At 29.7% G+C, this 26,195-nt stretch carries 25 protein-coding genes; 18 read left to right on the top strand and 7 right to left on the bottom strand.

Annotated features, from left to right (window positions below; genetic code table 11):
- Positions 1 to 35: 35 nt before the first annotated feature.
- Positions 36 to 662, top strand: coding sequence for a hypothetical protein (locus ACFO3N_RS02445; RefSeq protein WP_250834641.1), 627 nt, complete (start codon positions 36 to 38; stop codon positions 660 to 662).
- 73 nt (positions 663 to 735) lie between these two features.
- On the opposite strand, the gene ACFO3N_RS02440 is transcribed toward ACFO3N_RS02445, so the two are convergent.
- The 3 genes from ACFO3N_RS02440 to ACFO3N_RS02430 form a co-directional block, all read right to left on the bottom strand.
- Complete coding sequence (locus ACFO3N_RS02440) at positions 736 to 3,279, bottom strand: T9SS type A sorting domain-containing protein (protein ID WP_379795080.1); 2,544 nt, start codon at positions 3,277 to 3,279, stop codon at positions 736 to 738.
- Positions 3,280 to 3,394: 115 nt separating this feature from the next.
- Complete coding sequence (locus ACFO3N_RS02435; protein ID WP_379795079.1) at positions 3,395 to 4,792, bottom strand: glycosyl hydrolase family 8; 1,398 nt, start codon at positions 4,790 to 4,792, stop codon at positions 3,395 to 3,397.
- A 98-nt stretch (positions 4,793 to 4,890) separates the two neighbouring features.
- Positions 4,891 to 5,070 (bottom strand): Sec-independent protein translocase subunit TatA/TatB, encoded by a 180-nt coding sequence (locus ACFO3N_RS02430; protein WP_008465789.1) that lies wholly within the window; start codon positions 5,068 to 5,070, stop codon positions 4,891 to 4,893.
- Positions 5,071 to 5,283: 213 nt separating this feature from the next.
- Here ACFO3N_RS02430 and ACFO3N_RS02425 point away from each other — a divergent pair, with 213 nt between their 5' ends.
- From ACFO3N_RS02425 to ACFO3N_RS02360, 14 genes are all read left to right on the top strand, one after another.
- Entirely contained in the window at positions 5,284 to 5,790 is a 507-nt protein-coding gene (locus tag ACFO3N_RS02425) for a peptidase (RefSeq protein ID WP_379795078.1), read from the top strand.
- Positions 5,791 to 5,801: 11 nt separating this feature from the next.
- The gene (locus ACFO3N_RS02420) at positions 5,802 to 7,286 is read left to right on the top strand and encodes a GH3 auxin-responsive promoter family protein (RefSeq protein WP_379795077.1); all 1,485 of its coding nucleotides are present in this window, start codon (positions 5,802 to 5,804) and stop codon (positions 7,284 to 7,286) included.
- Positions 7,287 to 7,425: 139 nt separating this feature from the next.
- Positions 7,426 to 9,102: a DUF6909 family protein gene (locus ACFO3N_RS02415; protein ID WP_379795076.1), complete on the top strand. Its 1,677-nt coding sequence runs from the start codon at positions 7,426 to 7,428 to the stop codon at positions 9,100 to 9,102.
- Between the two features lie 12 nt (positions 9,103 to 9,114).
- Positions 9,115 to 10,092: a hypothetical protein gene (locus ACFO3N_RS02410; RefSeq protein WP_379795075.1), complete on the top strand. Its 978-nt coding sequence runs from the start codon at positions 9,115 to 9,117 to the stop codon at positions 10,090 to 10,092.
- A 48-nt stretch (positions 10,093 to 10,140) separates the two neighbouring features.
- Entirely contained in the window at positions 10,141 to 10,674 is a 534-nt protein-coding gene (locus ACFO3N_RS02405) for a hypothetical protein (RefSeq protein ID WP_379795074.1), read from the top strand.
- Between the two features lie 47 nt (positions 10,675 to 10,721).
- Complete coding sequence (locus ACFO3N_RS02400; protein ID WP_379795073.1) at positions 10,722 to 11,957, top strand: oligosaccharide flippase family protein; 1,236 nt, start codon at positions 10,722 to 10,724, stop codon at positions 11,955 to 11,957.
- Entirely contained in the window at positions 11,942 to 12,622 is a 681-nt protein-coding gene (locus tag ACFO3N_RS02395) for a class I SAM-dependent methyltransferase (RefSeq protein WP_379795072.1), read from the top strand. The genes ACFO3N_RS02400 and ACFO3N_RS02395 overlap by 16 nt, the downstream gene beginning before the upstream one ends.
- 13 nt (positions 12,623 to 12,635) lie before the next feature.
- Positions 12,636 to 13,658: a glycosyltransferase family protein gene (locus tag ACFO3N_RS02390; protein ID WP_379795071.1), complete on the top strand. Its 1,023-nt coding sequence runs from the start codon at positions 12,636 to 12,638 to the stop codon at positions 13,656 to 13,658.
- 9 nt (positions 13,659 to 13,667) lie between these two features.
- Positions 13,668 to 14,948 (top strand): O-antigen ligase family protein, encoded by a 1,281-nt coding sequence (locus ACFO3N_RS02385; RefSeq protein ID WP_379795070.1) that lies wholly within the window; start codon positions 13,668 to 13,670, stop codon positions 14,946 to 14,948.
- 598 nt (positions 14,949 to 15,546) lie between these two features.
- Positions 15,547 to 16,125 (top strand): O-antigen ligase family protein, encoded by a 579-nt coding sequence (locus tag ACFO3N_RS02380; RefSeq protein WP_379795069.1) that lies wholly within the window; start codon positions 15,547 to 15,549, stop codon positions 16,123 to 16,125.
- Entirely contained in the window at positions 16,112 to 17,176 is a 1,065-nt protein-coding gene (locus ACFO3N_RS02375) for a glycosyltransferase family 4 protein (RefSeq protein ID WP_379795068.1), read from the top strand. Before ACFO3N_RS02380 ends, ACFO3N_RS02375 begins: the two co-directional genes overlap by 14 nt.
- Positions 17,173 to 18,297: a glycosyltransferase gene (locus ACFO3N_RS02370; RefSeq protein ID WP_379795067.1), complete on the top strand. Its 1,125-nt coding sequence runs from the start codon at positions 17,173 to 17,175 to the stop codon at positions 18,295 to 18,297. The genes ACFO3N_RS02375 and ACFO3N_RS02370 overlap by 4 nt, the downstream gene beginning before the upstream one ends.
- Positions 18,298 to 18,361: 64 nt before the next feature.
- Positions 18,362 to 19,345 carry a UDP-glucuronic acid decarboxylase family protein gene (locus tag ACFO3N_RS02365; RefSeq protein WP_177211503.1) on the top strand — a complete coding sequence of 328 codons (984 nt, stop codon included), beginning with the start codon at positions 18,362 to 18,364 and terminating at the stop codon, positions 19,343 to 19,345.
- A 29-nt stretch (positions 19,346 to 19,374) separates the two neighbouring features.
- Positions 19,375 to 20,142 carry a glycosyltransferase family 2 protein gene (locus ACFO3N_RS02360; RefSeq protein ID WP_379795066.1) on the top strand — a complete coding sequence of 256 codons (768 nt, stop codon included), beginning with the start codon at positions 19,375 to 19,377 and terminating at the stop codon, positions 20,140 to 20,142.
- A 35-nt stretch (positions 20,143 to 20,177) separates the two neighbouring features.
- Here the strand turns inward: ACFO3N_RS02360 and ACFO3N_RS02355 are convergent, their stop codons facing one another.
- Both ACFO3N_RS02355 and ACFO3N_RS02350 read right to left on the bottom strand, forming a co-directional pair.
- Complete coding sequence (locus ACFO3N_RS02355; protein WP_379795065.1) at positions 20,178 to 20,708, bottom strand: ORF6N domain-containing protein; 531 nt, start codon at positions 20,706 to 20,708, stop codon at positions 20,178 to 20,180.
- A gap of 44 nt (positions 20,709 to 20,752) precedes the next feature.
- Positions 20,753 to 22,063, bottom strand: a complete 1,311-nt coding sequence (locus ACFO3N_RS02350; protein ID WP_379795064.1) for a phenylacetate--CoA ligase family protein — start codon at positions 22,061 to 22,063, stop codon at positions 20,753 to 20,755.
- 122 nt (positions 22,064 to 22,185) lie between these two features.
- Between ACFO3N_RS02350 and purD the strand changes: the two genes are divergently transcribed.
- On the top strand, positions 22,186 to 23,460 hold the full coding sequence (gene purD / locus ACFO3N_RS02345) for a phosphoribosylamine--glycine ligase (protein ID WP_379795063.1): 1,275 nt from the start codon (positions 22,186 to 22,188) through the stop codon (positions 23,458 to 23,460).
- A gap of 42 nt (positions 23,461 to 23,502) precedes the next feature.
- Here purD and ACFO3N_RS02340 read toward each other — a convergent pair whose 3' ends face one another.
- The gene (locus ACFO3N_RS02340) at positions 23,503 to 23,733 is read right to left on the bottom strand and encodes a DUF6341 family protein (RefSeq protein ID WP_041519835.1); all 231 of its coding nucleotides are present in this window, start codon (positions 23,731 to 23,733) and stop codon (positions 23,503 to 23,505) included.
- Between the two features lie 141 nt (positions 23,734 to 23,874).
- Between ACFO3N_RS02340 and ACFO3N_RS02335 the strand changes: the two genes are divergently transcribed.
- On the top strand, positions 23,875 to 24,804 hold the full coding sequence (locus ACFO3N_RS02335) for a DUF6427 family protein (protein WP_379795062.1): 930 nt from the start codon (positions 23,875 to 23,877) through the stop codon (positions 24,802 to 24,804).
- Here the strand turns inward: ACFO3N_RS02335 and upp are convergent.
- Complete coding sequence (gene upp, locus ACFO3N_RS02330) at positions 24,799 to 25,452, bottom strand: uracil phosphoribosyltransferase (protein WP_379795061.1); 654 nt, start codon at positions 25,450 to 25,452, stop codon at positions 24,799 to 24,801. The two genes, ACFO3N_RS02335 and upp, sit on opposite strands and share 6 nt — an antisense overlap.
- Before the next feature lie 110 nt (positions 25,453 to 25,562).
- On the opposite strand from upp, the gene ACFO3N_RS02325 reads away from it, so the two are divergent.
- Positions 25,563 to 26,168, top strand: a complete 606-nt coding sequence (locus ACFO3N_RS02325; protein ID WP_379795060.1) for a DUF4254 domain-containing protein — start codon at positions 25,563 to 25,565, stop codon at positions 26,166 to 26,168.
- The last annotated feature ends 27 nt before the right edge of the window (positions 26,169 to 26,195 follow it).

Below are 26,195 nucleotides of genomic sequence, written 5' to 3'. Positions count from 1 at the left end.
TATATTTGCCCGAAATTAAAACCCCAAAAATACTTATGAAAAAAAACTTTTTAATTCTAATAGCATTATTATGTTCTACTGTAGGACAAGCAAAATTTCTTAAAGCAGTTTTGTATTTAGCAGATGGAACTCAAAAAACAGGTCTAGCAAAACTAGTTGATGATGATGATTCTAAAGTAACTTTTAAAGCGAATGAAGATTCAGATACTGAAAAAATACCAAGCAAAGAGCTTACTAAAATAGTATACACTGGTGAATCAGGCGGTATATTTACAATGGAATATCTTTATTTAACCAGTGCCAATATTTTTTCAGGAAAATTTTCTAATTCAAAAAAGAAACATTGGTTTGAAATTGTGTATGTCAAAGAATTTAAAATAGGTAAAATTTTTGATAAGGGAGATGCTAGAAGAAATACATTCAGGTCACCTAGTTCGTCTTATTTTTTTGGAAAAAAAGAAACAGACCATTTGGTTTTTGGCTATAACACGATGGGAAATGTAGTAAAATCATACGGAACAGATGCGACCATGAAAAAAATGGCCAAGCAGGAATTTGCAGATTGTACTAAAATAAGCAAAGCAATTGAAAAGGAAACATTTGAGCTAGACAAAGTATTAAACCAGATTACATCTATTTTTGATAAAAATAAGTGTAAATAAAATACAATTACTTTAAATAAAAATGCCCAAATTACAATTCGTAATTTGGGCATTTTTTTTGGAAATCAATCGATTATATTTTTATGAACTTTTGCGAAGCTTCTCCGTTTTCGGCTTTAATTTTAATTAAATACAAACCTGATGTAAAAGAGCTTACGTCTATTGAAGTATTTACATTTTCTTTTGTGTAAATCAATCTTCCTAACAAATCATAAATTTTTACGGAGTAATTAGATTCATTTAATGAATTGATATTTAATGTATTTTTTACTGGATTTGGCCATACAGAAAAAAATTTGTTTTCTTTGATGAAATCTTCGTTTGATAAATTAAATTTAGTTGAGTTTAAGCCTATTAAATAAGCAGATTGGTTATTTCCTTGATATGCCGTAAAATCACCTCCAATTATTAACTCATTATTTGATTGTAATATTGTTTTAACATAACTCGAAGTTTTATTATTGTTAAAAAATACAACTCCAATGAGAAAATCATTGTCTTTGCTTCCATCAGAATTTAATCGCACCAAATTATTTTCAGTTAATTTCTGATCATTATAACTATAACTACCAACAATTATTTTTCCATCATTTTGAAGAACCGAAGAATAGATTATACAGTCTTGAAAAGTGAGTCCAACATCAAAAGAATTATCTTTACTTCCATCTGTATTTAAACGAATTAATTTCTTTTGGCTGATTCCTTTATAACTTTCAAAAGCACCTCCTATCAAAATTTTTCCGTCATTTTGTAAAATTATAGAGTAGATATCACTACTAAATCCAGTTCCTATATCTAAAGAAGTGTCCTTTGTACCATCAGAATTTAATCGGATTAAACCATCTTGGGTTAAATTTTGATATTTTTCAAAGCCTCCACCTACAAGTATTTTGCCATCAGGTTGCACTACTATTGCATTTACTATTTTTCCATTAACAGACATACTTGTTAGATAAGTTCCTAATTTAAATGTATCGTCATTACTACCATCGCGGTTTAAACGAATCAAATAACCTTTAGAAATGCCTTGATATTTCTTAAAATCACCTCCTACTAATATTTTTCCATCGGGTTGTATAGTTATAGAATTAACCTGATTATCAAATCCTATACCTATGTTAAAGGAAGAATCTTTGGTTCCATCTGTATTTAAACGAATTAAGTAATTTTGAGTACTCTCTTGATATTTAGTAAACTTACCACCTACTATTATTTTGCCATCATCTTGTAATACAATGCTATTAACAGAGCCATTAAATCCAGATCCGAGAGAAAAAGAATTATCTTTGGTTTTATCAGAATTTAAACGAATTAGATTATTTTGAGAAGCCTCTTTATAGTTAGTAAAATTTCCACCGACAAGTATTTTTCCGTCACTTTGCTTTACTATTGAATTAACAGCAAAATTTAAACCTGTGCCTATTTTTAAAGAAGAATCTTTAGTACCATCTGCATTTAAACGGGTTAAATGTTTTTGAGTGATATTTTGGTTATTTGTAATATCCCATCCTACTAATAATTTTCCGTTAGATTGCAACGTTATGGTTTTAGATTTAGTTGGGTCATTCGTAAATTGGGTATCAATGTTGAAAGAATTATCTCTAGATCCATCTGTATTAATGCGCACCAAGCCGTTTGAATTAATTCCCTGATAACTTATAAAGTTGCCCATGATTAATATTTTTTCATCAGCTTGTATTACTATATTTCTAATTCCATAATAAATGTGATCTGGACTATCAGGAGAAATTTTGTTAAAGCCACTTTTTACGTCAAAAGAAAGATCTTTACTTCCATCGCTATTTAAACGAATTAGACCATTTTCAGTAATTCCTTTATAACTACTAAATGTTCCAGCCACAATTATCTTCCCATCAGATTGTAATGCCATTGATTGAACATTATTATCTTGAAAACCATTTGTTCCTATATCAAATGAAGGATCGTGGCTTCCGTCAGTATTTAAACGAACGATTTCGTTTTGAGGAACGCTAAAATTTCCTTCTATTAGTATTTTACCATTAGGTTGTACAATTATAGATTTTATATATCTGTAATCACTAATTTTTGGTTTAAAGTTAGGATCCGTACTTCCATTTGTATTTAATCTAACCAAACTTTTTGAGCTAATACCATCAAAGCTTTGAAATCCACCTCCTACTAGTATTTTGCCATCAGATTGTATTGCCAAAGCATATACCGTATTGCCTCCATATCCAATTACAAATGATTGATCTTTGCTTCCATCAGGATTTAAACGAATTACAGCATCTTGCGTAGTATCTTGAAATTTACTAAAAGAACCGCCTACTATTATTTTGCCATCGGGTTGTAAAAGAATAGCTTCTACATTAAAATTAAAACCAGTTCCAATATCAAATGAAGTGTCTTTACTTCCATCGGAATTTAAGCGAATCAATCTGTTTTGAATAGCACCTTTATAGGAAGTAAAACGGCCTCCTACTAATATTTTTCCATCGGGTTGTTCTTTTATACAGATAATATCGTCATTAAAACCAGGATAAGATCCAAATGTATTTGTTATTTCTTGCGTGCTCTGTGCAAACGTTCCAGATAATTGTAAAAAGAAAAGTAAAAAAAGTAGAGTTTTTTTCATATAAAAAAAATTTAATCAAATATATACAAATTTTCTCTCAAGAATATTTAACGAAATTTATAAATAAAAAAACTCCCAAATTACAATCGTAATTTGGGAGTTTTTTTATTTAGAGTTATTTCAAAATGACTTTTTTTGTAATGCTTTTAAAATCTTCATTTGATATTTTTACAAAATAAACACCTCTTGACTGGTTAGCTAAATTTATTTCTGTCAATTCTGAAGTTGTTTTTTGCTGATGAATGATACTTCCAGAAGAAGAAATTATCGAGATAGTAGATTGCCCAGGCGCGTTAATTGTGATTCGATCAGCACTCGGATTGGGGTAAAGCGTAACTGTAGATTTTTCAAGATCGAAAGTATCATTAGATAATGTGGCGTTTAGTGGTAAATAGAAATTACCTGTTAGTAATAGGGAATATAATGTTTTAAGGGTATGATTGAAATAACTATTTGGCTCGTTCAGGTTTTTAAGATCAATATAAGAAGCATTTAAATGCGCCTGATCTTCACCAGCCATAGCCGCGCAGGCAAAAGCGCCCACAAAGGTAGCATTATGCCATTGTCCGATTACGTTTCCATTTTGATTGTAACCGTCTTTGATGTTTGCAGAACCTCCTAGATTAACGCGAACAAAGTCGGATGATTTTTTAGAATAGGTTTTGGCATCTGGAGTTCCATACCAAAGATAATCAACGGCAATTCTCCAAGGAGTTCTAGCGGCATCATAAGTATAGGTTTTTCCTGCATTAGCATATCTATTAGCTTCAGCTGAATAAGCCCCAGAAGCTTCGCACCAATCAGATACTAAACCGCCAACGGCTTTATTTTGTGTCAAATTATTGTTGATAACCGTATAAGCTTTAGCAGCAACCTGATTCCAAAAAGCGACATCATTTGTAAAAACACCAAAAGCTCGGTAATAAGCAGGAGAGAAGTAGGATATGTTGGTAATTTGGCTTCCGCCGAATTGATCTCCAGGTTTTAAAACAAAAGTATTGGCTTCAATTTCATAATTTTTAATTGCTGCAATAAGCGCTTTTGCATCACTTTTGTAATTGATGCTTCCAGAACTTGCCCATTGATAATCGGCAACAATTAAAGCAAATGCTGCATCTAGTTCGGCATCTGTAGCTCCGTTTGCACCTGCTGTTCCTGAGCATCCGTTTATTTTCCAGTTCATAACGCCATTTCCATTTACATGGTCTTTGTAGTAAAGCCAGAAACCGTCAAAGAGTACTTTATCGGCCATATAAGCAGATAGGAGCATTCCGTATGCAATACCTTCAGAAACGGTTTCACCCGGATTGTCAAATTTTACCCTGTACCGGCCATTGTTACAGTCTTCGACAAAATTGGTTTTCCAAGTATCGTAATTGTTTTGTGCATCCTGACTGTTTTTGGGTACAGCCATAATTCCGTTTCCGTACACCTTATTGGCGGGAAAGGGTTGAGTTTGCGACCAACTTTCTGCTGTGAGCAGAAAAGCCATCACTAAAAGTAAGTTTTTCATATGTAAAAATTTGGGACTCTAAAAGTAAGAATTTTTAGATATAAAAAAAATCCCAAACTACATTTGTAATTTGGGACTTAATAATTTTTTCGAATTTATTATTTCGTTTCTTCTTCTTGTTTTTTAGAAGCAGCAGGTTGATCGTCTTTAGCAGCGTTTTTAAATTCCTTAATTCCACTTCCTAAACCTTTCATTAATTCTGGAATTTTTTTACCTCCAAAAAGTAATATCACAATACCTACGATAACAAGGATTTCTGTAAGACCTAATCTTCCCATGACTAATATATTTAATGCCGAAGCAAATTGTTTATCTTAATTATTCCGCAAAGGTATATAGAAATATACGAAATAGAAGTATTTTTAGTTTAAAATATTTCGATTAGACCGCGTTAAATATTTTATAAAATCGTAAATTATAGCTCTTCATGAAATTTTTAGAACAAATATCATGACGATTAATTACTATATTTGCTAGCATAAAGAAGCAGAATGACTAAGAATAAGAAAAAGAATTTTAGGAAAAAACTATTCATTAAAAACCGATTAGTAATTTTAAATGAAGACACTTTTGAAGAGATCTTTTCTTTTAAGCTTACTTTAATGAATGTGTTTGTAACGTTTACTTTAGGCGGAATATTTCTAATTTTGGTTACAACTTTCATTATTGCATTTACCCCACTTCGTGAATTTATTCCTGGATATTCTTCGACAGAATTAAAACGAAATGCTACGAAACTGGCTATTAAATCAGATTCTTTAGAAACGGCTTTAAAACAAAATGAGGCTTATATAAAAGGGATTCAGAAAGTTTTAAAAGGGGAATTAGAATATTCAAAATTTAATAAAGATTCTATCTTAGCAGAATCTGTTGAAGATGCTTCAGATTTAAATATGAAAGCATCTGATGCAGAAATAAAGCTAAGAGAAGATGTAGCCGAAACAGAAAAAGAGCCAAAGACAAAATCTCAAGACAAAAAGAAAAGTGACAAAAAATAATACCACTAAAAATGTCAATTAAGTCAATTGCGGCAAAAATTTTTGCCCGAAAAATATATAAACAAACGCTTAAATGGACTGAAAAACCAGTTGAAACCCAACAAAAGGTTTTTAAAAGTTTGATAGAGAATGCAAAAAGTACTGCATTTGGAAAAGATCATCATTTTGATCAGATAAAAAACTTTGAGGATTTTCAGAAACGCGTTCCTGTAAGAGATTATGAAGATTTAAAACCCTATGTTGAAAAGGTTGTAAAAGGCGAATCGGATATTTTATGGAAAGGAAAACCATTGTATTTTGCTAAAACTTCTGGAACAACTTCGGGAGCAAAATTTATTCCGTTAACCAAAGAATCGATGCCTTATCATATAGAAGCGGCTCGAAATGCGATTCTGCATTATATTCATGAAACTGGAAATGCTGATTTTATTGACGGAAAAATGATTTTTTTGCAGGGAAGCCCAATTCTAACCGAAAAATACGGAATCAAATTCGGAAGACTTTCTGGAATTGTAGCACACTTTGTTCCTAAATATTTACAGAAAAACAGAATGCCATCTTGGGAAACCAATTGTATTGAAGATTGGGAAACCAAAGTAAATGCAATTGCCGATGAAACAATCAAAGAAAATATGTCGGTGATTTCGGGAATTCCGTCTTGGGTCCAGATGTATTTTGAACGTTTACAGCAAAAAAGCGGCGGAAAAAAGATTGGCGAGATCTTCAAAAACTTTAATCTGTTTATTTACGGAGGCGTCAATTATGAGCCTTATCGCGCCAAATTTGAAAACATGATTGGCCGAAAAGTTGATAGTATCGAATTGTTTCCTGCTTCTGAAGGATTTTTTGCCTATCAAGACTCTCAGAAAGAAAAAGGAATGTTACTGCTATTGAATTCAGGAATTTTCTACGAGTTCATAAAAGCAGACGAATTCTTTAACGAAAATCCGAAAGTATATACAATAGGTGAAGTTGAGGTAGGAGTAAACTACGTTTTGATTATTTCGACCAATGCAGGACTTTGGCGCTATAATATTGGCGATACTATTCAATTTACCTCTTTGGCTCCGCATCGTGTTATAGTTTCTGGACGTATTAAACATTATATTTCGGCTTTTGGTGAACACGTAATTGCCAATGAGGTCGAAAATGCGATGAAAGAAGCCGTAAATTCTACTAATATTGTAATTAACGAATTTACTGTTGCGCCACAGATTAATCCAGAAAACGGACTTCCGTATCACGAATGGCTGATCGAATTTGAAAAAGAGCCTGAAGACATGGAATTTTTTGCAGAAACGATTGACAATTCAATGCGTAAGCAGAACATTTATTATGATGATTTAATTACCGGAAACGTTTTAAGAAAAGTAGTGATCACGAAAGTTTCTAAAAACGGATTTCAAGATTACATGAAATCGCAAGGAAAACTGGGCGGACAAAATAAACTTCCTAGATTATCAAATAATAGAGATATTGCAGATAATTTAAAGTAGAATTTAGCTTTTTCAAAAAAACCTTCTAACAATTTGTTAAATGGTAATTCTTTAAAGTTATATATATAATTCCTACTTTCGCCTTTCGAAATATTCGAATCTTCTTTACAAAGAGAGTTGATTTTTTAAATAAAAAGACATGAAAGAAACTAAACATATATCAAGATCTAGAGCGCAGGAATCTTCTGCGGCTATAGAAAAAATGTACATTACAATGCGCCATTTATTCAACCGTGGTTTTTACAAACCAATGGGAGTTTCGGGCGATAGTTTAAGAGAATCATTATTAGCATTACGTCCTGAAATTTACGGGAATATTGCCGAAGAAAAAGTAGAACTTAACGGACTTCTGTACGTTATTGAGCGTCTTCCGATAGGAATTGAGCAATGCCGTTTTATCAATTTAACTTCAGACGAAGGATATTCTAAATCGCATTTCCAGGCAATTGTTCCTCCAAAAAGAAGAAGAAATTGCTATAGAATCGACGAAGAACAAATGAATGTCGAAATCACACGCGGACGTTCAGACATTTACGATATTCTAACCCACTTGACTTTCATTTTCATTGAATCTCATAAAATTAAAAATAGAGTTTTAATAGACGATGGAGGAGAGGTTTCTCGCGATTGGCAGAAACTGGAACAAGCTGTTATGCAGACCAAAAAGCTTACTTTGGTAGAAAAAGAAAAAGCGATTTCTCACGTTGCGAATATTTTGGCGAGAACTTTTGAAGAGGTTTTAGACATTTACGACGCATTTGGTTCAGAAACTGCGCCAGATCGTTTCTTGCACGTTATTTATTGGTTAGGAAAATTAGCAATCGAAGAAATTGTTGAAAATAATAAACGTACAATTACTTTTAGCCCAGTTTTACGTGAGCGTCTAGGACACCATATTCACGGAGAAATTTGGGCAACAAATATAAAAGAAGTTCTTAAAGCAAATGATTTGCTAAAAAGACCAATTCACGTCATTAGTGCTAACATGCACAGTGTAATGAATTCGATTTTTGCAACGCCATTGTTAAAAACAAAATACAAAGGAAAAACAGATTTCTTTATTTATGAAGAATTAAGCAGTTCTGGTTCAAAAGAAATTAGATCTCAAGTAGAAGATTTGGCTTTAAAGAACGGAATGATTTCATTGCCAGATTGCTCAGGAACCAATATTGATGTTCAAATTTTTGATACCGCTAAAATTGATTGGTCAAAAACAGCCTTTTCTCACGCTAATGTTGGGGAAGATAAACCAGTAATTATCGTAATGGATTATGCTTTTGGTGAACAAGCTTACGAGACTATCGACGAACTTTTAAAACCATATAAAAAAGAAACTTTACTAAATGTAAAATCGGTTTCTATTATGGGTAAAGCTGGAATTCTAGAAGGTGGAAAAGGAGATATCATGATTCCGTCTGCGCATATTAACGAAGGAACTGCTGATAATTATTTCTTTGAAAATGAACTTACTGGCGCAATGTTCGAAGGAAATGATATTGATATTTATGAAGGAGCAATGGTTACCGTTTTAGGAACTTCATTGCAAAATAGAGATTTATTGAAATTTTTCCACGAATCGACTTGGGGTGTAATTGGTCTAGAAATGGAAGGTTCTTATTACCAAAAAGCAATTCAGTCGGCATCAAAAATTAGAAAAAGCGTTCCGCATGATATTAAGGTTCGTTATGCGTATTATGCTTCAGATAATCCTCTTGAAACAGGAAGCACTTTGGCTTCAGGCGGATTAGGAACAACAGGTGTAAAACCAACTTATTTGATTACCATTAAAATTTTAGAACAGATTTTCAATCTATAATAGCACTTTTAAATGAGTACAAAAGTACCGCAGAATACAGAAGATCAAGAGATTGATTTAGTTCTGATTTCAAAGAAGGTTAATAGTTTTTTTGCTAGAATTAATACTTCTATTTTTAAAGGAATTCAGTTTTTTATAAAAAATTGGGTAATTGTTTTGGTTTTAGTTTTGGTTGGTTTTGTTGTCGGAATGGTTTTAGACCGAACTCAAAAAATCTATGATAGTCAGATAATTGTTACGCCAAATTTTGGAAGTGTTGATTATTTATATGCTAAAATTGAATTGCTAAGATCAAAAATTAATGAACAAGATACTTTGTTTTTAAGAAAGGAAGTAGGATTTAAAGATCCGTTAATTATCAGTAAAATTGAAATTAAACCAATTGCTGATGTTTATAGATTTATAGAAGACAAAGAAAAAAATCTGGAATTAATAAAATTAATGTCTGAAAACAGTGATGTTAACAAAATTATAGAAGATAACACTACCAGTAAAAATTATACTTATCATAAAATTCTTTTTACAACAAGTGGATTGATAGATAATGATAATACCATTCAACCACTTTTAAATTATTTAAATAAGTCTGAATATTATAAAAAAGTTCAAATCGTTGCACTAAAAAATGTCCAAGAAAGAATAGCTCAAAACGATACTATTCTAAATCAGATTAATGCTCTTTTAAATAGTTTTTCAAAATCTGCAAATAAAAGTAATAGTACAGTTTATTATAATGAAAATTTGCAAATAGATGAGGTTTTAAAAACCAAGCAAAAATTAATTGCAGACCAAGGGTACAATCGACTGGAAATAATTAATTCAGATAAAATTATAAAAGAAAACAGTCATGTTTTGAATGTTTTAGACACAAAAAAAATCAATGGGAAATTAAAACTTATACTTCCATTTTTGTTCCTTTTCCTTTTTATTTCTTTTAGATTTGTTTTTAGATTTTACAAAAAACAATCGCAAAACAACAGTAATAATTAAAAGTTAGAAATCTTCACAATTGAGGATTTAAAATATACTTTATTAAATATGAAAACAAAATTACTATTTGGAGCTTTACTATTATTTTTTACTTTGAGTTCATGTAAAAATGAAGTTTTAAAAGAAGAAAGTACCGAAGGAAAAGATAACTTCTCAGTTGTTATTGAAGGTGTTTTTGAAAAGAATGATAAATTACAAGTCTTTTATTTACTTGATGGACAAGATTGGAGCGAAGAAAATTCGTTAGCACAAGCTATCTATGCATCTAAAGATATGCAGAAAATAGAATTGGATTTTCCTAAAAACATTAAATTAAAAAATGTACGCGTAGATTTAGGATTTAATCCAACTCAATCTTATGTTACCATTAAAAACATAAGTTTGAAATATAAGAATGAAATAATTGATGGAGATTTAGAAGGCTATATTCTTTATTTTACACCCAATGAATTTGTTACTTGGGATCCTAATTACTTTGGTTACAAGCTAAATACTATAGATAATAAATACGATCCTTTTATGATAGGAAATGAATTGTTTATGGATAAATTGGCAATAATGACGGAAAAAAAGGAAGAATAGAACTTTATGCGCTTTTTATAATTGTATTTTAATCCAATTATTGATAAATGAAAAAGAATACAATTATAGATTATCTAACGTACGGTTCGGGTCAGTTAATAAATTTAATAGCACCTTTATTAGTTGCTCCAAAAGTTATATCGGTATGTGGTATAGAAAGTTGGGGAAAAATAGGAGTTGTTTTATCTATATTTACATTATTGGGTTTGTTTATTGATTTTGGTTCTAATATTTTAGGAGTCAAAGAGATAAGTATTCATAAAAATAATTTTAGCAAAATTCAGGATTATTTAAACACTTCATTTGCTATTAAACTTTGCTTTTTTACAGTAATAGCTTTTGCAATCGTTTTAAGTAATTTAATTTTTATTGGAATTGATCATAAGCTATATTTCTTGGCAGTAACTTTATTATCTGCACAATTTTTTAATGTTACATGGATTTATCAAGGATTTGAAAAATTTGGCATCATCAACAGGATTATATTTGTATCAAAAACAATTTATGTTGGCCTTGTTTATCTTTTAATAACTAAAAAAGAAGATTATTACCTAGTTTTATTTATTCTTGGATCTGCTAATACGTTAGTTTATTTTTTTTTCTTTATAAAAATATGGAAATCATATCAGCTGTCTTTTTTTAATTTAAAGACAGATCTAATTAGAGAACAATTCAAAAACGAGTTTTCTATTCTCATTTCTAATTTTTCAATTGCTATCTATGTCCAAAGTCCGATTTTGATAATCCAGCATTTACTTGGAGATTATTATGCTGGTATTTACAAAATTGGAGACATGATTTTAAGTATATTTAGAAGTTATTTATCTGTATTTTTTAATGTTAGTTTCCCTAAATTCTGCGAATCCTACAGTAGAAATAAAAAGGAAGGGATTCTATTTTTGAAGAAAATTAATAGCCTTAATATCGCTTTATTAATTACTGGGGTTTTAGTGGTTGTAATTGGCGGAAATCTAATTATCACTAAAGATATTGTAAACCCTAAGATTTACAATCTTTTAAGTTTTTATTCCGGATTTATAATAGTTCCAATTATAACCGCTTTGAATATTCCTTTTTACCAATATTTAATTTATAAAAATGAACAAAAAGTATTATCTATAATTTTATCTTTAGGCTCTTTATTGATGATGATTTTGGGTTATTTTTTGACTTTGTTTTTTAAAATTCAAGGAAGTTTGATAGCCGTTTTTTTAATTGAAAGTTTAATCACAACGTTAATAATATTATTTTCTTTAAAGAAATACAAATGGATTTCAAATTAACAATAAACAATATGCAAGAGTCTTATTTAGAAAAAGAAAAACAGTATTTTTCGAATGTTAGAAAAGATATTATTTCATTTATAGACGCAGGTAAAGATTTATCATTTTTAGAAATTGGAGCAGGAACTGGCGCCACTTTGTTAGAATTAAAAAATAAAGGAATAGCCAAAAAAATAACCGGATTTGATATTGTAGATGTAAATCAGAATAAAGAAAAATTCGAATCATTTATTATTGGAAATATTGAACAAGATGAAATTCCTTTTGAATTAAATTCTTTTGATAGTATAATTTTAGCAGATGTTTTAGAACATTTAATAGAACCTCATAAAACAATTCAAAAATTAATTCCTTATTTAAAAAAAGACGGACATTTTTATATTAGTTTACCAAATGTTAGAAATTATGTAGTTTTCTATAAAGTTTTTGTCAAAGGAAGTTTTGAATATACAGATGAAGGAATTTTTGACAAAACACATATTAGATTCTTTTGTAAAAGAGACATGTCTAATTTAATTAAGCAAATTCCAGAATTAAAGTTGCAAAAGATAGAATCAAATTTAAGACATCTTTCATCGATCAAATCTACTTTTAATAAGATTACATTTGGCCTTTTCGAACCATTTATAAGCACACAGTATTTTTTGAAAGTATCTAAAAATTAGAATAATAAATCTGATGGACATAAAAGTATATATTGTTCTTTTAAATTATAACAATTCTCAAGATTCTATTGAATGTTTAGAAAGTATACTAAAACTGCAATATTTTAATTATCAGGTAATTGTTATTGATAATAGTGAAACATTACAATATATAGAAGAGTTACAATCTTGGGCAGAAGGCAACGTAATGTTACAAGAAACAAGTTTTAAAGATATTCTTTATCCTTTAGAAAAAAAACCGCTAAAATTTTTGAGTATTAGCGAGAAAGATTTTTTATTAGAAAGCAGAAACGAAAAAATAATTTTTGTAAAAGCAGAAGAAAACAAAGGTTTTGCTGCAGGAAATAATGTAGCGCTTAAGTATATTTTAAATCAAAATGATTTTGATTCCTGTATTTGGATTTTAAATAATGATACTATTATAGAAAAAAATAGTCTTTCTGATATCATTGAAGAGATTCAAAAACAAAATGATTCAAAAACAAACATTATTTATGGAACACCATTAATAGAATATGAAAATCCAGAAATAGTCCAATCAATAGGTGGTTGGTATAACACAAAAACAGGATTAACCAAACATGTAGGAGAAGGGATTTTAATTAAAGAGGCAATTCTAAAATTTGAAAAAATAGTCGAAAAAACAGATTATCCTGTTGGCGCATCTATGATAATAAAATATCGAGATCTTGAATCGATAGGATTATTATCAGAAGATTATTTTTTGTTTTTTGAAGAAATAGATTGGATTTCGAGAGCAAAAAAAATAAATGGAGGAGTAAAAATGCTTCCTGTTTTTGGAATTTATCATAAACAAGGAAATAGCACAAAGTCAAAAATAAAGAAAAAGAAATCAGAATTTATAGATCTGATTTCAATGAAAAGCAGAATTACTTTTGCAAAAAAATACAATAGAAAAAATTTAGGATTTATTTATTTATCAATTTTAACCTTAACTATTGGTAATAGAATTAGACAAGGAAATTTTAAAGTAATCCCGAAAATCTTAAAAGTGATTTTTGATACAAAAAAATAAAATAAGTAAATGAAAATTGATATAAAAAAAGTGTTTTTAGTGTTTTTGCCTTTTACTCAGGCATTAACGCTAAATATCTTTTTTCCGCTTAAAATATCAGAAATTGCGCTTGTAATTTTAATTTTCTTCTATATAAATAAAAAAACAATCTCAAAAGATTCGATTTGGTTTATAAACAATAATCTCATTATCGTTTTATTAGGTATTTTAGTTACAATATCTTTTTTTGTAAACATACCTTGGAATTATCCTTATTTGCCAAAAGTAATTCCATTTAGGATAAATAGGGTAGGAGATAGTTTTATAAGGCTCTGCTACTTTTATTTATGTATTGCGGCCTATTTTTATTCATTTCGGTTGTTTACAAAAGACATAAAAATTTTAGAGAAATGGATTTTAGGTGCCATGATAGCAGCCATTTACGGATGGTATTTGTTTATATCTTCAGGATTAAATCTTCCCTATCTTAAACTTCCAGGAATGGGAGAACCACAAACTTTAAACGGTTTTATTCGATGCAGTACTTTTAAAGAGGGTAATTATTATGGTTTGTTTCTATTATTATCAGCATCGGTATCATTTTATTTAAAGAAAATAAAACAAGGATGGTTTTTACTTCTAAGTGTTATTGTGTCAATGTCTACCATTTCAGTAATTTCAGTATTTATTTTTGTCTTTTACTATTATAGAAAAAGAATTTTGAAATTAAACGTAATGCTTAAGCTTGTTCCAGTTTTTATAATTGGGGTGCTAATATTCATTCAAACCGATTTTTACCAAAGATTTGTCTATAAAAAGCTTTTTGAATCAACTAAAACCCTTACCCAAAATAATTTCTCAAAAGTAGATAGGGTAATTACAGGAAAAGTAGCTTTTTATTCAGGAATCGACAATCCCTTTTTTGGAGTTGGACCAGCTAATTACGGATTACATTACGATTATTATAATAAGTATAAAAAAATCGTTGTGAATAGAAGCGAATATTTTGACCGTTTTGCACAGCGAAAAAATGAAAGAGCTATTCCTAACAATGTTTATTTAGAAGTTATGTCGGAATATGGTGTTTTTGCATTATTATTATTTATGCTTTTTTTATTTCTAGTTTTAACAAAAGCCTATTATCTAAAAGAAGATGCTATTGTAGGCGGTATGTTTAGTATAATAATTTCTTTTAATGCATTTCCGTCCTTTATAATGCTTTTTATTTGGGTTTTTTTTGCGATACCATTTGCTATCCATAGAAATAAATTGAATTTAGAAAAAACAGTTGAAACAAATTATGATAATTAAAGATATCTTCAGGAAATTTAGAATAGAAATGTTTTGTCTGCTATTGATATCATACGCATTTGTATTTAAAATTTCTTTAGCAACACCGTTTATCATTCTCTTATTGCTTCTGAATATTTCAAAAATAAAAAAGCAGAATAAAAATAGAACCATTAAAACGTTGGCTTTATTATTTGGTTCCATTTATTTTTTATACGTTCTCTCCTTCTTACTTCACTTCGATGTTACGTCGAGATTGATTGTAAGATCGTTGGGATTTATATTTATTATGGGGTTGTTTTTAATAAAGAAATTTAGCTTTCAGGAGATAAAATATTTTGTTTTTTTCTTTTTAATCTTGCAATTAATACATCTTATATATATAGATTTTATTGTAGTTCAATATCAGCTTTTTTCAGTTTCAAAAAGTTTTGAAAGTTTTAATGCATTAGTCGAAAATAAATTTATTATTGAAAGACCTTATTTTTCTTTAAATTGTTTATTATCAATTTTTTGTATAAAATTTTTACTGGATCATTCTATATTTAAAAGAAGTCTTTTATACGTATATATAGGCTTAATAATATTTACGTTATTCATTATTGCTGCAAGATTGGCAATGGGCATTTCGATCTTATTATGCTTTTTTTTCTTTCTAAAAGAAAGAAAAAGCATTTATCTTTTTTTAGGTATTTTAAGTATTATAACTGTTGTAATTTTAACAAATGAATATACGTTACAAAGATTAGTATTAGAAAAAGGCGAACCAAGAACTGTAATCTGGAAATGCGCAAAAAATATAATTGATGAACAGGATTTTAACTATTTAACCGGAACTTTCAGTAGCGAAGAAGTTGATAAAAAACTAATAGATTGTTATAATTCTAAAGAAGTTTTAAGTGGTCCGTATTGGTGGATCGGAAAAAATAATTACAATTATAATACTCATAATCAATATATTTGGTTCTTCGTTTCTTATGGTTTTATTGGCCTCACTTTATTTTTAGGAATATTCGCAATACAATTTTGGAACTTTATTAAAAACAAAAATGTTTATTCTTTCTTTTTTATTCTAATTTTTTCATTTCAAAGTTTATTTGAAAATATCTTAAGCAGACAATTAGGAATTTATTTGTTTTTATGGTTTTGCTGCATCTTTGTAATTGAACCCGAAAATACGATTAATGATGAAAAATAAAATAATTGTCAACGGTCGTTTTTTAACTCAAAAAAGTACTGGAGTTCAGAGAGTAGCGACAGAAATAAGTAAATATTTTCAAGAACATTATAAGGAAGAAGTCGTTTTCTTATGTCCTAAAAAAACACTTGTAAATCCAAATGCAGATTCATTTAATTGTGTGAAATTTGGTTATTTTTCAGGATATTTCTGGGAGCAAATTGAGCTACCTCTTTTTTTATTTAGAAATAAAGTTTCTTTATTAATTAATTTTTGCAATACAGCTCCCATTCTTTTCAAGAAAAATTTAATTGTCATTCATGATATGGCAGTAAAGGAAAATAGAAGCTGGTTTAATTGGAAATTTGTTTTAGTTTACAATATTTTGTTTTTCTTTAATTTGAAAAATGCTTTAAAAATTATAACGGTCAGTAATTTTTCTAAAAAGGAAATTTTAAAGTTTTATCCAGATATTCAGCAGTCAAAAATAGAGGTTGTTTATTTGGCTAGTTTTTTAAATTTTAATGGAGAAGAATATAAAAAAGGAGATTACTTTATAGCAGTAAATTCTTTAAATTCGAGGAAAAATATTAAAGTAATTTTGGAAGCCTTTGAGCTTTTAGATTCAAATAAATACAAACTCAAAATTATTGGAAATTCATTTGATAATATATTTAATACTGATTCTTTGAAGTTTGATTCTAATATAACGTTCTTAAATGAAATCTCTGATGCTGAATTAATGAGGGAAATATCAGAAGCGAAAGGACTTATAAATGCTTCTTTTTACGAAGGTTTTGGACTTACGGCAATTGAGGCAATGAGTGTTTATACGCCATGCATTTTGTCGGATATTCCAGTATACAGAGAATTATATAATGATACTGCATTGTTTTTTAAAACAGATAATGCAGTGGAATTAGCGCAAAAAATAGAAAAATTAGCACATTCAGATAACTATAAAGATATATGCAAACGCTCATTTGAGGCATCTCAAAAGTTTAGTTGGAAAGCAGCATCTGATGCTTACATTTCTATAGTTGAAAATCTAAAAAATAAAAAGACAAATTGAAAAAAGCCCTAATCAGTGATTGGTATTATGTAAATGGAGGAGCTGAAAAAGTGATTCATTCTATAAATTCAGTTTGGAATGATTTTGACCATTTTGCATTAATTGACTTTTTGAGTGACGAAGACAGAAATTTTATTTTAAACGGAAAAAAAGTAAAAACAAGTTTTATTCAAAAATTCCCAACCGTTAAAAAAAATCATCGAAAATTTCTTCAATTATTTCCTATTGCAATCGAACAATTTGATTTAAGTGATTATGATTTAATAATAAGTTCTTCTTCTGCAGTAGCAAAAGGAATAAAAGTAAAAAAAGAACAGCTTCATATTTGTTATTGCCATTCACCAATGCGTTACGCTTGGGATTTACGGGAACAATACTTAGAAGATGCTGGATTAACTAAAGGCTTAAAAGGTTTATATGCAAAATTTGTTTTAGATAAAATGCAAAAATGGGATCTTTCTAATTCAGAAAATGTAGATTATTTTATAGCCAATTCTAAGTATATTGCGCAAAGAATTAAAAAGACCTACAATAAGGATTCTGTTGTAATTTATCCTCCAGTTGATGTTGATTTTTTTAGTTTAGAAGAAACCAAAGAAGACTACTATCTGACAGCTTCAAGACTAGTTCCCTACAAAAAAATACAATTGACAGTAGAAGCATTTAATGAATTGCCCGATTTAAAATTGATTGTTGCTGGCGAAGGACCAGAATTAGAAAAACTCAAAAAAGTTGCCAAAAGCAATATAGAATTTGTTGGTTTTGTCGAAAACAAAAAACTCCGCAGCCTAATGCAAAAAGCAAAAGCTTTTATTTTTGCAGCAGAAGAAGATTTTGGAATTATTCCAGTTGAAGTACAAGCCTGTGGAACTCCTGTTATAGCTTTATCAAAAGGCGGTACTTTAGAAACAGTTGTTGAGAATCAAACAGGAATTTTCTTTGACGAACAAACTGCAGAGAAAATTAAAGAAGCAGTAATTCATTTTGGAACTAAAAATTTTGATCCTAAAATAATTCGCGAACATGCAATTAAATTTTCAAAACAACGATTTGAAAATGAGATAAGAGAATTTGTTGATATAAAATTTAAAGAATATCAACAGTTACTGAAAGCAAGATAAATTGAAATTATAAACAAAAAATACTTTTCAAATCAACTACATTTGCGTTGGCTAAACAATTAACATGAAAAGAATACTTATTACAGGAGCGGCAGGTTTTTTAGGATCGCATTTATGTGACAGATTTATCAAAGAAGGTTATTTTGTAATCGGAATGGATAATCTGATTACAGGAGATCTTAAAAATATTGAACATTTATTCAAACTAGAAAACTTTGAATTTTATCATCATGATATTACTAAGTTTGTTCATGTTCCTGGAGATTTAGACTATATATTGCATTTTGCTTCGCCGGCAAGCCCAATTGATTATTTAAAGATTCCGATTCAGACTTTGAAAGTAGGATCTTTAGGAACGCATAATCTACTTGGATTGGCGAGAGTAAAAAAAGCTAGAATTTTGATTGCATCAACATCAGAAGTTTACGGAGATCCTTTGGTGCATCCGCAAACAGAAGAATATTATGGAAACGTAAATACAATTGGCCCACGTGGTGTTTATGATGAGGCAAAACGTTTTCAGGAATCTATAACAATGGCGTACCATACTTTTCATGGCGTAGAAACTAGAATCGTTCGTATTTTTAATACCTACGGACCAAGAATGCGATTAAACGACGGACGTGTAATTCCAGCATTTATTGGTCAGGCATTACGCGGAGAAGATTTAACAATTTTTGGAGACGGAATGCAAACGCGTTCTTTCTGTTATGTTGATGACCAAGTTGAAGGTATTTATAGATTGTTGCATTCAGATTATGTATATCCAGTAAATATTGGAAATCCAGACGAAATCACGATCAAAGATTTTGCAGAAGAAATCATAAAACTGACAGGAACAAATCAGAAAGTTGTTTATCATCCATTGCCAATAAACGATCCATTACAGCGTCAGCCCGATACCACAAAAGCAAAAGAATTGCTGGGTTGGGAAGCAAAAGTAAACCGTGCAGAGGGAATGAAAATTACCTATGAGTATTTCAAATCATTATCTCCTGAAGAACTTGCTAAAGAAGAACATAAAGATTTTTCAAGCTACATTAAATAACATTCAACTTTGAAAGAAATTCAATTCTAATGAACGATTTAGTATCTATTTTAACTCCAACATATAATACTGAAAAGTTCATTAGATCAACAATAGAATCAGCTCAAAATCAAATCTATACAAATTGGGAAATGATTTTGGTTGATGATGCTTCTGCAGATAATACGGTTGCTATAATTGAAGAATTTGTAAAAAAAGACAGCCGAATAAAGCTTTTCAAACTACCACAAAATCGCGGAAATGGTTTTGCCAGAAACGCTGCTTTAGAAAAAGCCACAGGAAAATATATAGCTTATTTGGACGCGGATGATTTATGGTTTCCTGAGAAATTAGAAAAACAGATTCATTTTTTAAAAGCAAATAATTTACACTTTACTTTCAGCTTTTACGATTCTATTGATGAGGATGGAAATGATTTGAATAGAAGAGTTGAATCACCAAATCCCTTGACTTATAAACAATTGTTTTTCTGCAATTATGTTGGCAATTTGACTGCTATTTATGACGCGGATTATTTTGGGAAAATTATCTTGGAGACATCGCAAAAAAGACAAGATTGGAGAATATGGCTTACAATTTTAAAACAAATTAAAATAGCAAAACCAGTTCCAGAATCTTTAGCTTTTTACAGAATAAGAAAAGATTCTGTTTCCTCTTCAAAATTTAAATTGATCAAACATAATTTTGGAGTTTATAGAGAATTCCACAGATATAATTTTTTATTTTCTGTTTTATTGATGACGAGGTTTTTGTTTACCCAATTGATAATCAAATCAAAGTATATAAAGAAGATTTAAAATCCTTCAAGGTCGCAATTTGCGACCTTAGAGAATTATTTTTTATATCCAATTTTCACTCTTTCAGACTCATTTTCTTTCTTTTCAGTCAATTCATCCAAATAAGAAAAAACCAACTCTATGTTTTTATCATGATTCTCTAATTTCTTCTGAATTTGAAGAATATCAACTTTAATTTCAGTTGTATCTAAAAGCATCTGTCTCACTTTCGTAAAAATCCTCATAATTTGAATATTGGTTTGAATTGCTTTGTCGCTTTTTAAGATACTTGAAAGCATTAAAATTCCATGTTCTGTAAAAACAAAAGGCAGATATTTTTGATATTTACCTCTTCCTTTCTCTAAGGTCACAAATTGTGACCTTAGAGAATCATATTCTATTTTAGTAAGTTCAAACATAAAATCTTCCGGGAATCGGGATAAATTTCTTTTAACAGATTGTTTTAGAACTTTAGTTTCTATTTCATAAAGCAAAGCCAAATCACGATCAAGCATCACTTTTTGACCACGGATAAAATATATTTTATTAGAAATTGTTTCTTCAGAAAGTAAAGATTGATCTTCCATAAGTTTTTAATTAAAAAAAACAAATGTAAGATTTTATTTATTTTTTATAAATAAGATTTAAATTGTTTTAGTTTCCCGCGATTGGTCCTTTCTAAAACTGTTTTTCGAGTAAAAGTGAAGTTTAAATTCGGTTCTAAATATAAATCAATTGCTTCTTTTATTTTTTGAATTTGTTCTGAAACTAATTCATTTTCAGAAATATATTCAATTTCAAAAGTATCTAATTTAGTTTGTTTGATAATGAATTCTTTGACGTTTCCATCATCTTCAATAATGCTTTTGGTTACATAATAAAAGGTCAAACCTGGAGATTTTTTACCACTTGGCAAAACGGCAACATCATTGGTTCTTCCAATAAGTTTTTTCAGAATTGGTTTTTGAGGTGTACTTTTTTCATCCAAAATTCCGATGTCGCCAATTTCATATCGAATGAAAGGATTGGCTTTATTAAATAAAGAAGTAATTACAATTTTCCCTTCTGTTCCATGTGGAACAGGATTATTGTTTTCATCCAAAATTTCGACAAAAAGGGTTTCGGCATTAACTTGCCACTCGCCTTTTGGATTTTCAAAAGCAATCAAATCCAATTCAGACGCGCCGTATTCGCTGATAATCGGAATGCCAAATTGCTTTTCTAAAAGCTTTTTATCCGATTCAAAAAGCATTTCCGAAGTAACAAAACAAGCCTTTAAGGTGGGGCAGATTTCAATTATAACAATATTTTTTTGCTCTAAATATTTGGCAAACAAAACAATAGAACTAGTATATCCGTTGAGGTAATCGAATTTTTTGGTTTTAAATTTTTGCAGAAATTTTTCCAACACTTCATCAGACAAATCAAAAACGGGAAAACGATAACGATGACTCAAAAAATCTTTGAAACGTTCTTTTTGATATCCAATAAAATCCATTGGAATTCCATAAAAACGTGCCTGATAGGAATGGTTAAAATCAATTCCAAACCAGCCAAAGCGCATAATGTTGGAAGCCCAAGTTAAAGCATGTGAATATTTATCTTTAGCAAAAACAAAAGGCGTTCCGCTTGAACCAGATGTTTTGTTGAGGTAAATGGATTTTTTAGAATAGCCTTTTGAAAGCCTTTCTTCCAGCGGTTTTTGTAGATTTTGTTTGTTTAAAATTGGAAGGTTTTCCCAATTTTGTGCGGTTGTATTTCCTGCTAACTCTTTGTAAAAAAGGTTGTTTTTTAAATGAAAATCAACAATTTCTGCTTTTTTGTTTTGAAGAAACGAAGCAAATTCTTCTTCAGAAAAATGAACAATTTTATCCAATTCGGTTTTGGCTTTCTTTATAGGAAAACCATTTAATTGAAGCGAAATATCAAAAAGGCGAATCATTTTTTAGAATAATTTTCGTCAAAAATAATGTTTCGGAATGATTCAACAACTTTTTAAAGATTTAATTATTTTTTACGTACAAAAGCAAGTATTTTTGCAGCACAACTAAATACAACTACACCATGACAATTTTACTATTGGGATCAGGCGGAAGAGAACATGCATTTGCGTGGAAAATGACTCAGAGTCCGCTTTGCGAAAAACTTTTTGTAGTACCTGGAAATGCAGGAACTGCTGCAATTGCTGAAAACGTTGCGATATCTCCAACTGATTTTGAAGCAGTAAAAGCATTAGTGCTTAAAGAAAATATAAGTTTAGTAGTCGTAGGACCAGAAGATCCGTTAGTAAAAGGAGTTTACGATTATTTTAAAAAAGACGAAAGTTTAAAACATATTCCGGTTATTGGACCATCAAAATTGGGTGCTCAATTAGAAGGAAGTAAAGAATTTGCAAAAGAATTCTTGATGAAACATAATATTCCAACTGCAGCTTATGATAGTTTCACTGCTGAAACAGTTGAAAAAGGATGTGAGTTTTTAGAAACATTACAGCCGCCTTATGTTTTAAAAGCAGATGGATTAGCAGCTGGAAAAGGTGTTTTGATTATTCAAGATCTTGAAGAAGCAAAAACAGAATTGAGAAATATGTTGGTTCATGCAAAATTTGGAACAGCAAGTGCAAAAGTTGTTATCGAAGAATTCTTGGACGGAATCGAATTAAGCTGTTTCGTTTTAACAGATGGGAAAAGCTATAAAATTCTTCCGACAGCAAAAGATTACAAAAGAATTGGAGAAGGAGATACAGGTTTAAATACAGGCGGAATGGGAGCAGTTTCTCCAGTTCCTTATGTTGATGCTGTTTTAATGGAAAAAATTGAAACACGCATTGTAAAGCCAACAATCGAAGGTTTCCAAAAAGATGGAATAGAATATAAAGGATTCGTTTTCATTGGTTTAATCAATGTTAAAAACGAACCAATCGTTATTGAATATAACGTAAGAATGGGAGATCCTGAAACCGAAGTTGTGGTTCCGAGATTAAAATCAGATTTGGTTGAATTGTTCTTGTCTGTTGCAGATCAGAAATTAGGAGAGTTTAATTTAGAAGTTGATCCAAGAAGTGCAACAACTGTAATGGTAGTGTCTGGCGGATACCCTGAAGATTTCGAAAAAGGAAAAGTAATTTCTGGTTTAGAAAATGTTACAGATTCTATAGTTTTTCACGCGGGAACAAAATTAGATGGAGAAAATGTCGTTACTAATGGAGGACGTGTAATTGCTGTAACTTCTTATGGAGATAATTTCCAGGAGGCCATAAAAAAATCTTACCAAAACATAGATAAACTAAGCTTTGATAAGATGTATTTTAGAAAAGATATCGGTTTTGATTTAATCTAAAAATAAATTCACAAGCCCTTTTTAATTAAAGGGTTTGGTTTTTTATTTTAAAAATGAATGAGCCGTTGTATCTTGGTTTTCTGTTCCAGCGTCATCAAAAATACGTAATTGTTTAATCCAATAAACGATTGCGCATGCACAGATGATCATAAAAATCCAGTTAATAGTGTTTGCACCAAACCAAGTAATTAATTCTAAATGACGTAAAAAGTCAAGAGGAGCAAACAAAATGTTAACAAATAGGTATTGAATTCCTTCAAAAAAAGCTGTCATAATTTTAAAAATTATATGTTATTTATTGTTGTGTAATGCTTTGAAGATAAAATTCGGTAAACCAAATCTTTTTTCAACTTGTTAGGTTTTTCCTTTTAAACAAGTATTATCTTTACAATCACAAAAGTATAAAATATCCTTATGATAACAAGTGTTTTTAAAAAATCTACACCATTAAATTATTCATTGGTTGTAATTTTAATACTGGTTTTCTTTTTTATGTTCCAAATTAAAGACCCATCTTGGGTTACTTCTTATTTTTTGGCTTTTCAAAAAGTGAGTTTGTTATGCTTTATTTTGGCTTCTTTTTTTATGATTAATTTTATTGTAAAAAAGAACGGACTTAGTAAAGACAACGGTTACGCGATACTTTTCTACTTGTTGTTCATTTTATTTTTTCCAACAATCTTTAATGATTCAAATGTTGTCTATGCTAATTTTTTCATTTTATTGGCGCTTCGAAGATTAGTTTCGCTGCAATCTCTAAAAGCATCAAAAGAAAAAATATTTGATGCCGCATTTTGGATTTTTGTAGCTTCTTTATTTCAATTTTGGAGTATTCTCTTTATTATATTGGTTTATATCTCTATTATTTTTCACGTTTCAAGAGATTATAGAAACTGGGTTTTGCCTTTTATAGCACTTTTGGCCGTAATAATTTTATTCTACATGACATCATTAATATTGAATATTGATGCTGTAACTTTCATTCAAGAAAGAGCTGTAGTCGATTTTAGAATAGATTATTTTAAGAATAATTACGAAAACGCAGCACTTTCTATATATACAGCTGGAGCGCTCTTTTTTGTTACTTCCATGCTAATGACGCTGTCCAACAGACCACAAATTGTACATTCTTCATACAAGAAAGTTGTCGCTTGTTTTTTTATAGCAGTCTTTGTTTACATTATTTCGCCAAATAAAAGTAACGATTTATTATTGTTCAGTATTGCGCCATTAACAATAATGGCAGCAAGTCATGTCGAATATGTACAGCAGAAACTTAACAACGAAATTGTATATTATACCTTGATTGTGTGTAGTTTATTTACTTTTTTCTCTCAGTTATAATTTGCTTCCGTAAGCAAGATCGCCAGCGTCGCCAAGTCCTGGAACAATGTAGTTTTTTTCGTTTAGTTTTTCGTCTAAAGAAGCAACCCATAAGTGGCAGTTTTCTGGAAGATTTTTTTCTAGGTAAGCAATTCCTTCTGGAGCAGCAATAACAACAACAATATGTATTTCTGTTGGAGTTGCATTTTCTACTAATTTTTTATGAACAGCAACAATTGATTGTCCAGTTGCCAGCATTGGGTCAAGAAGCAGAACGGTCTTATTATTTAAATCTGAAATGGCTTGATATTCAACTCGAATTTCAAATTCATCATCATTATTTGGATGATATCTGCAGGCAGAAACAAAGCTGTTTTCGGCATGATCAAAATAATTTAAAAACCCATTGTGAAGGGGCAATCCAGCTCTTAAAATTGGGCATAATACCAAATCGGCATCAATTTCTGTAGTGTTCTTAATTCCTAGAGGCGTCTGAATTTCAACTTTTTTATAAGGTAAAATTTTGCTTAATTCATAAGCCATAATTTCTCCAATGCGTTCAATATTTCTACGAAAACGCATACTGTCGTTTTGAACATTTACATTTCGAATCTGACCTAAAAAATGATTTAAGACACTGTTGTTCTCAGAGATATAATGGATTTTCATATTATTTTTTTAGAAGAGCAATTGTTTTTTAAGAATAATTGAAAAATTGCTATTTTTTTTCAAAGTATAAAAGTATAAAAAGTATCTTTGTTTTATAAAAAAATAAAAACATGTTTTCAAAATTAGCATATTCTGTTTTCGAGCAAAGCATCAAAGATTATCACCAGTTTGATAATGTAGATCAGCCGATAAATAATCCTTATTCAAAAGATAAGTTCGAGCATTTGTTATATCTAAAGAACTGGATTGACACCGTTCAATGGCATTTTGAAGATATTATTCGTGATCCGCAGATTGATCCAGTTGCGGCATTAACTTTAAAAAGAAGAATTGATGCATCAAATCAGGAACGTACTGATATGGTGGAATATATAGATAGCTACTTTTTACAAAAGTACAGTGATGTTAAAGTAAAAGACGGAGCCAAAATCAATTCTGAAAGTCCAGCTTGGGCTTTTGACAGATTGTCTATTTTGGCTTTAAAAATTTATCATATGAATGAAGAAGCTAATCGTGCTGAAGCTTCTCAGGAACACAGAGATAAATGTCAGGAAAAATTAAATATTCTTTTAGAACAAAGAACAGATTTATCTACAGCAATTGAAGAATTATTGACAGATATCGAAAACGGAGATAAATTCATGAAAGTGTACAAACAAATGAAAATGTACAACGATGATGATTTGAACCCAGTTTTATATCAAAATAAAAAATAATAATTTGGCAGACTTGTCTAGCAAAAT

Source organism: Flavobacterium chungangensis, from assembly GCF_042654045.1.
GTDB lineage: Bacteria > Bacteroidota > Bacteroidia > Flavobacteriales > Flavobacteriaceae > Flavobacterium > Flavobacterium chungangensis.
The sequence above is the reverse complement of the archived record's forward strand: the minus strand, read 5'-3'. Positions and strand labels throughout refer to the sequence as shown.

Bases quoted from the DNA above. Each gene is read 5' to 3' on its own strand.
- ACFO3N_RS02365 (WP_177211503.1), top strand. From the start codon at position 18,362: ATGAAAAGAATACTTATTACAGGAGCGGCAGGTTTTTTAGGATCGCAT.
- ACFO3N_RS02350 (WP_379795064.1), bottom strand. From the start codon at position 22,063: ATGATTCGCCTTTTTGATATTTCGCTTCAATTAAATGGTTTTCCTATA.
- ACFO3N_RS02430 (WP_008465789.1), bottom strand. From the start codon at position 5,070: ATGGGAAGATTAGGTCTTACAGAAATCCTTGTTATCGTAGGTATTGTG.
- ACFO3N_RS02445 (WP_250834641.1), top strand. From the start codon at position 36: ATGAAAAAAAACTTTTTAATTCTAATAGCATTATTATGTTCTACTGTA.
- ACFO3N_RS02340 (WP_041519835.1), bottom strand. From the start codon at position 23,733: ATGACAGCTTTTTTTGAAGGAATTCAATACCTATTTGTTAACATTTTG.
- ACFO3N_RS02395 (WP_379795072.1), top strand. From the start codon at position 11,942: ATGGATTTCAAATTAACAATAAACAATATGCAAGAGTCTTATTTAGAA.
- ACFO3N_RS02325 (WP_379795060.1), top strand. From the start codon at position 25,563: ATGTTTTCAAAATTAGCATATTCTGTTTTCGAGCAAAGCATCAAAGAT.
- ACFO3N_RS02405 (WP_379795074.1), top strand. From the start codon at position 10,141: ATGAAAACAAAATTACTATTTGGAGCTTTACTATTATTTTTTACTTTG.
- ACFO3N_RS02375 (WP_379795068.1), top strand. From the start codon at position 16,112: ATGATGAAAAATAAAATAATTGTCAACGGTCGTTTTTTAACTCAAAAA.
- ACFO3N_RS02360 (WP_379795066.1), top strand. From the start codon at position 19,375: ATGAACGATTTAGTATCTATTTTAACTCCAACATATAATACTGAAAAG.
- ACFO3N_RS02380 (WP_379795069.1), top strand. From the start codon at position 15,547: ATGGGCATTTCGATCTTATTATGCTTTTTTTTCTTTCTAAAAGAAAGA.
- ACFO3N_RS02355 (WP_379795065.1), bottom strand. From the start codon at position 20,708: ATGGAAGATCAATCTTTACTTTCTGAAGAAACAATTTCTAATAAAATA.
- ACFO3N_RS02425 (WP_379795078.1), top strand. From the start codon at position 5,284: ATGACTAAGAATAAGAAAAAGAATTTTAGGAAAAAACTATTCATTAAA.
- ACFO3N_RS02390 (WP_379795071.1), top strand. From the start codon at position 12,636: ATGGACATAAAAGTATATATTGTTCTTTTAAATTATAACAATTCTCAA.
- ACFO3N_RS02440 (WP_379795080.1), bottom strand. From the start codon at position 3,279: ATGAAAAAAACTCTACTTTTTTTACTTTTCTTTTTACAATTATCTGGA.
- ACFO3N_RS02385 (WP_379795070.1), top strand. From the start codon at position 13,668: ATGAAAATTGATATAAAAAAAGTGTTTTTAGTGTTTTTGCCTTTTACT.
- ACFO3N_RS02335 (WP_379795062.1), top strand. From the start codon at position 23,875: ATGATAACAAGTGTTTTTAAAAAATCTACACCATTAAATTATTCATTG.
- ACFO3N_RS02400 (WP_379795073.1), top strand. From the start codon at position 10,722: ATGAAAAAGAATACAATTATAGATTATCTAACGTACGGTTCGGGTCAG.
- ACFO3N_RS02410 (WP_379795075.1), top strand. From the start codon at position 9,115: ATGAGTACAAAAGTACCGCAGAATACAGAAGATCAAGAGATTGATTTA.
- ACFO3N_RS02435 (WP_379795079.1), bottom strand. From the start codon at position 4,792: ATGAAAAACTTACTTTTAGTGATGGCTTTTCTGCTCACAGCAGAAAGT.
- purD (WP_379795063.1), top strand. From the start codon at position 22,186: ATGACAATTTTACTATTGGGATCAGGCGGAAGAGAACATGCATTTGCG.
- upp (WP_379795061.1), bottom strand. From the start codon at position 25,452: ATGAAAATCCATTATATCTCTGAGAACAACAGTGTCTTAAATCATTTT.
- ACFO3N_RS02415 (WP_379795076.1), top strand. From the start codon at position 7,426: ATGAAAGAAACTAAACATATATCAAGATCTAGAGCGCAGGAATCTTCT.
- ACFO3N_RS02420 (WP_379795077.1), top strand. From the start codon at position 5,802: ATGTCAATTAAGTCAATTGCGGCAAAAATTTTTGCCCGAAAAATATAT.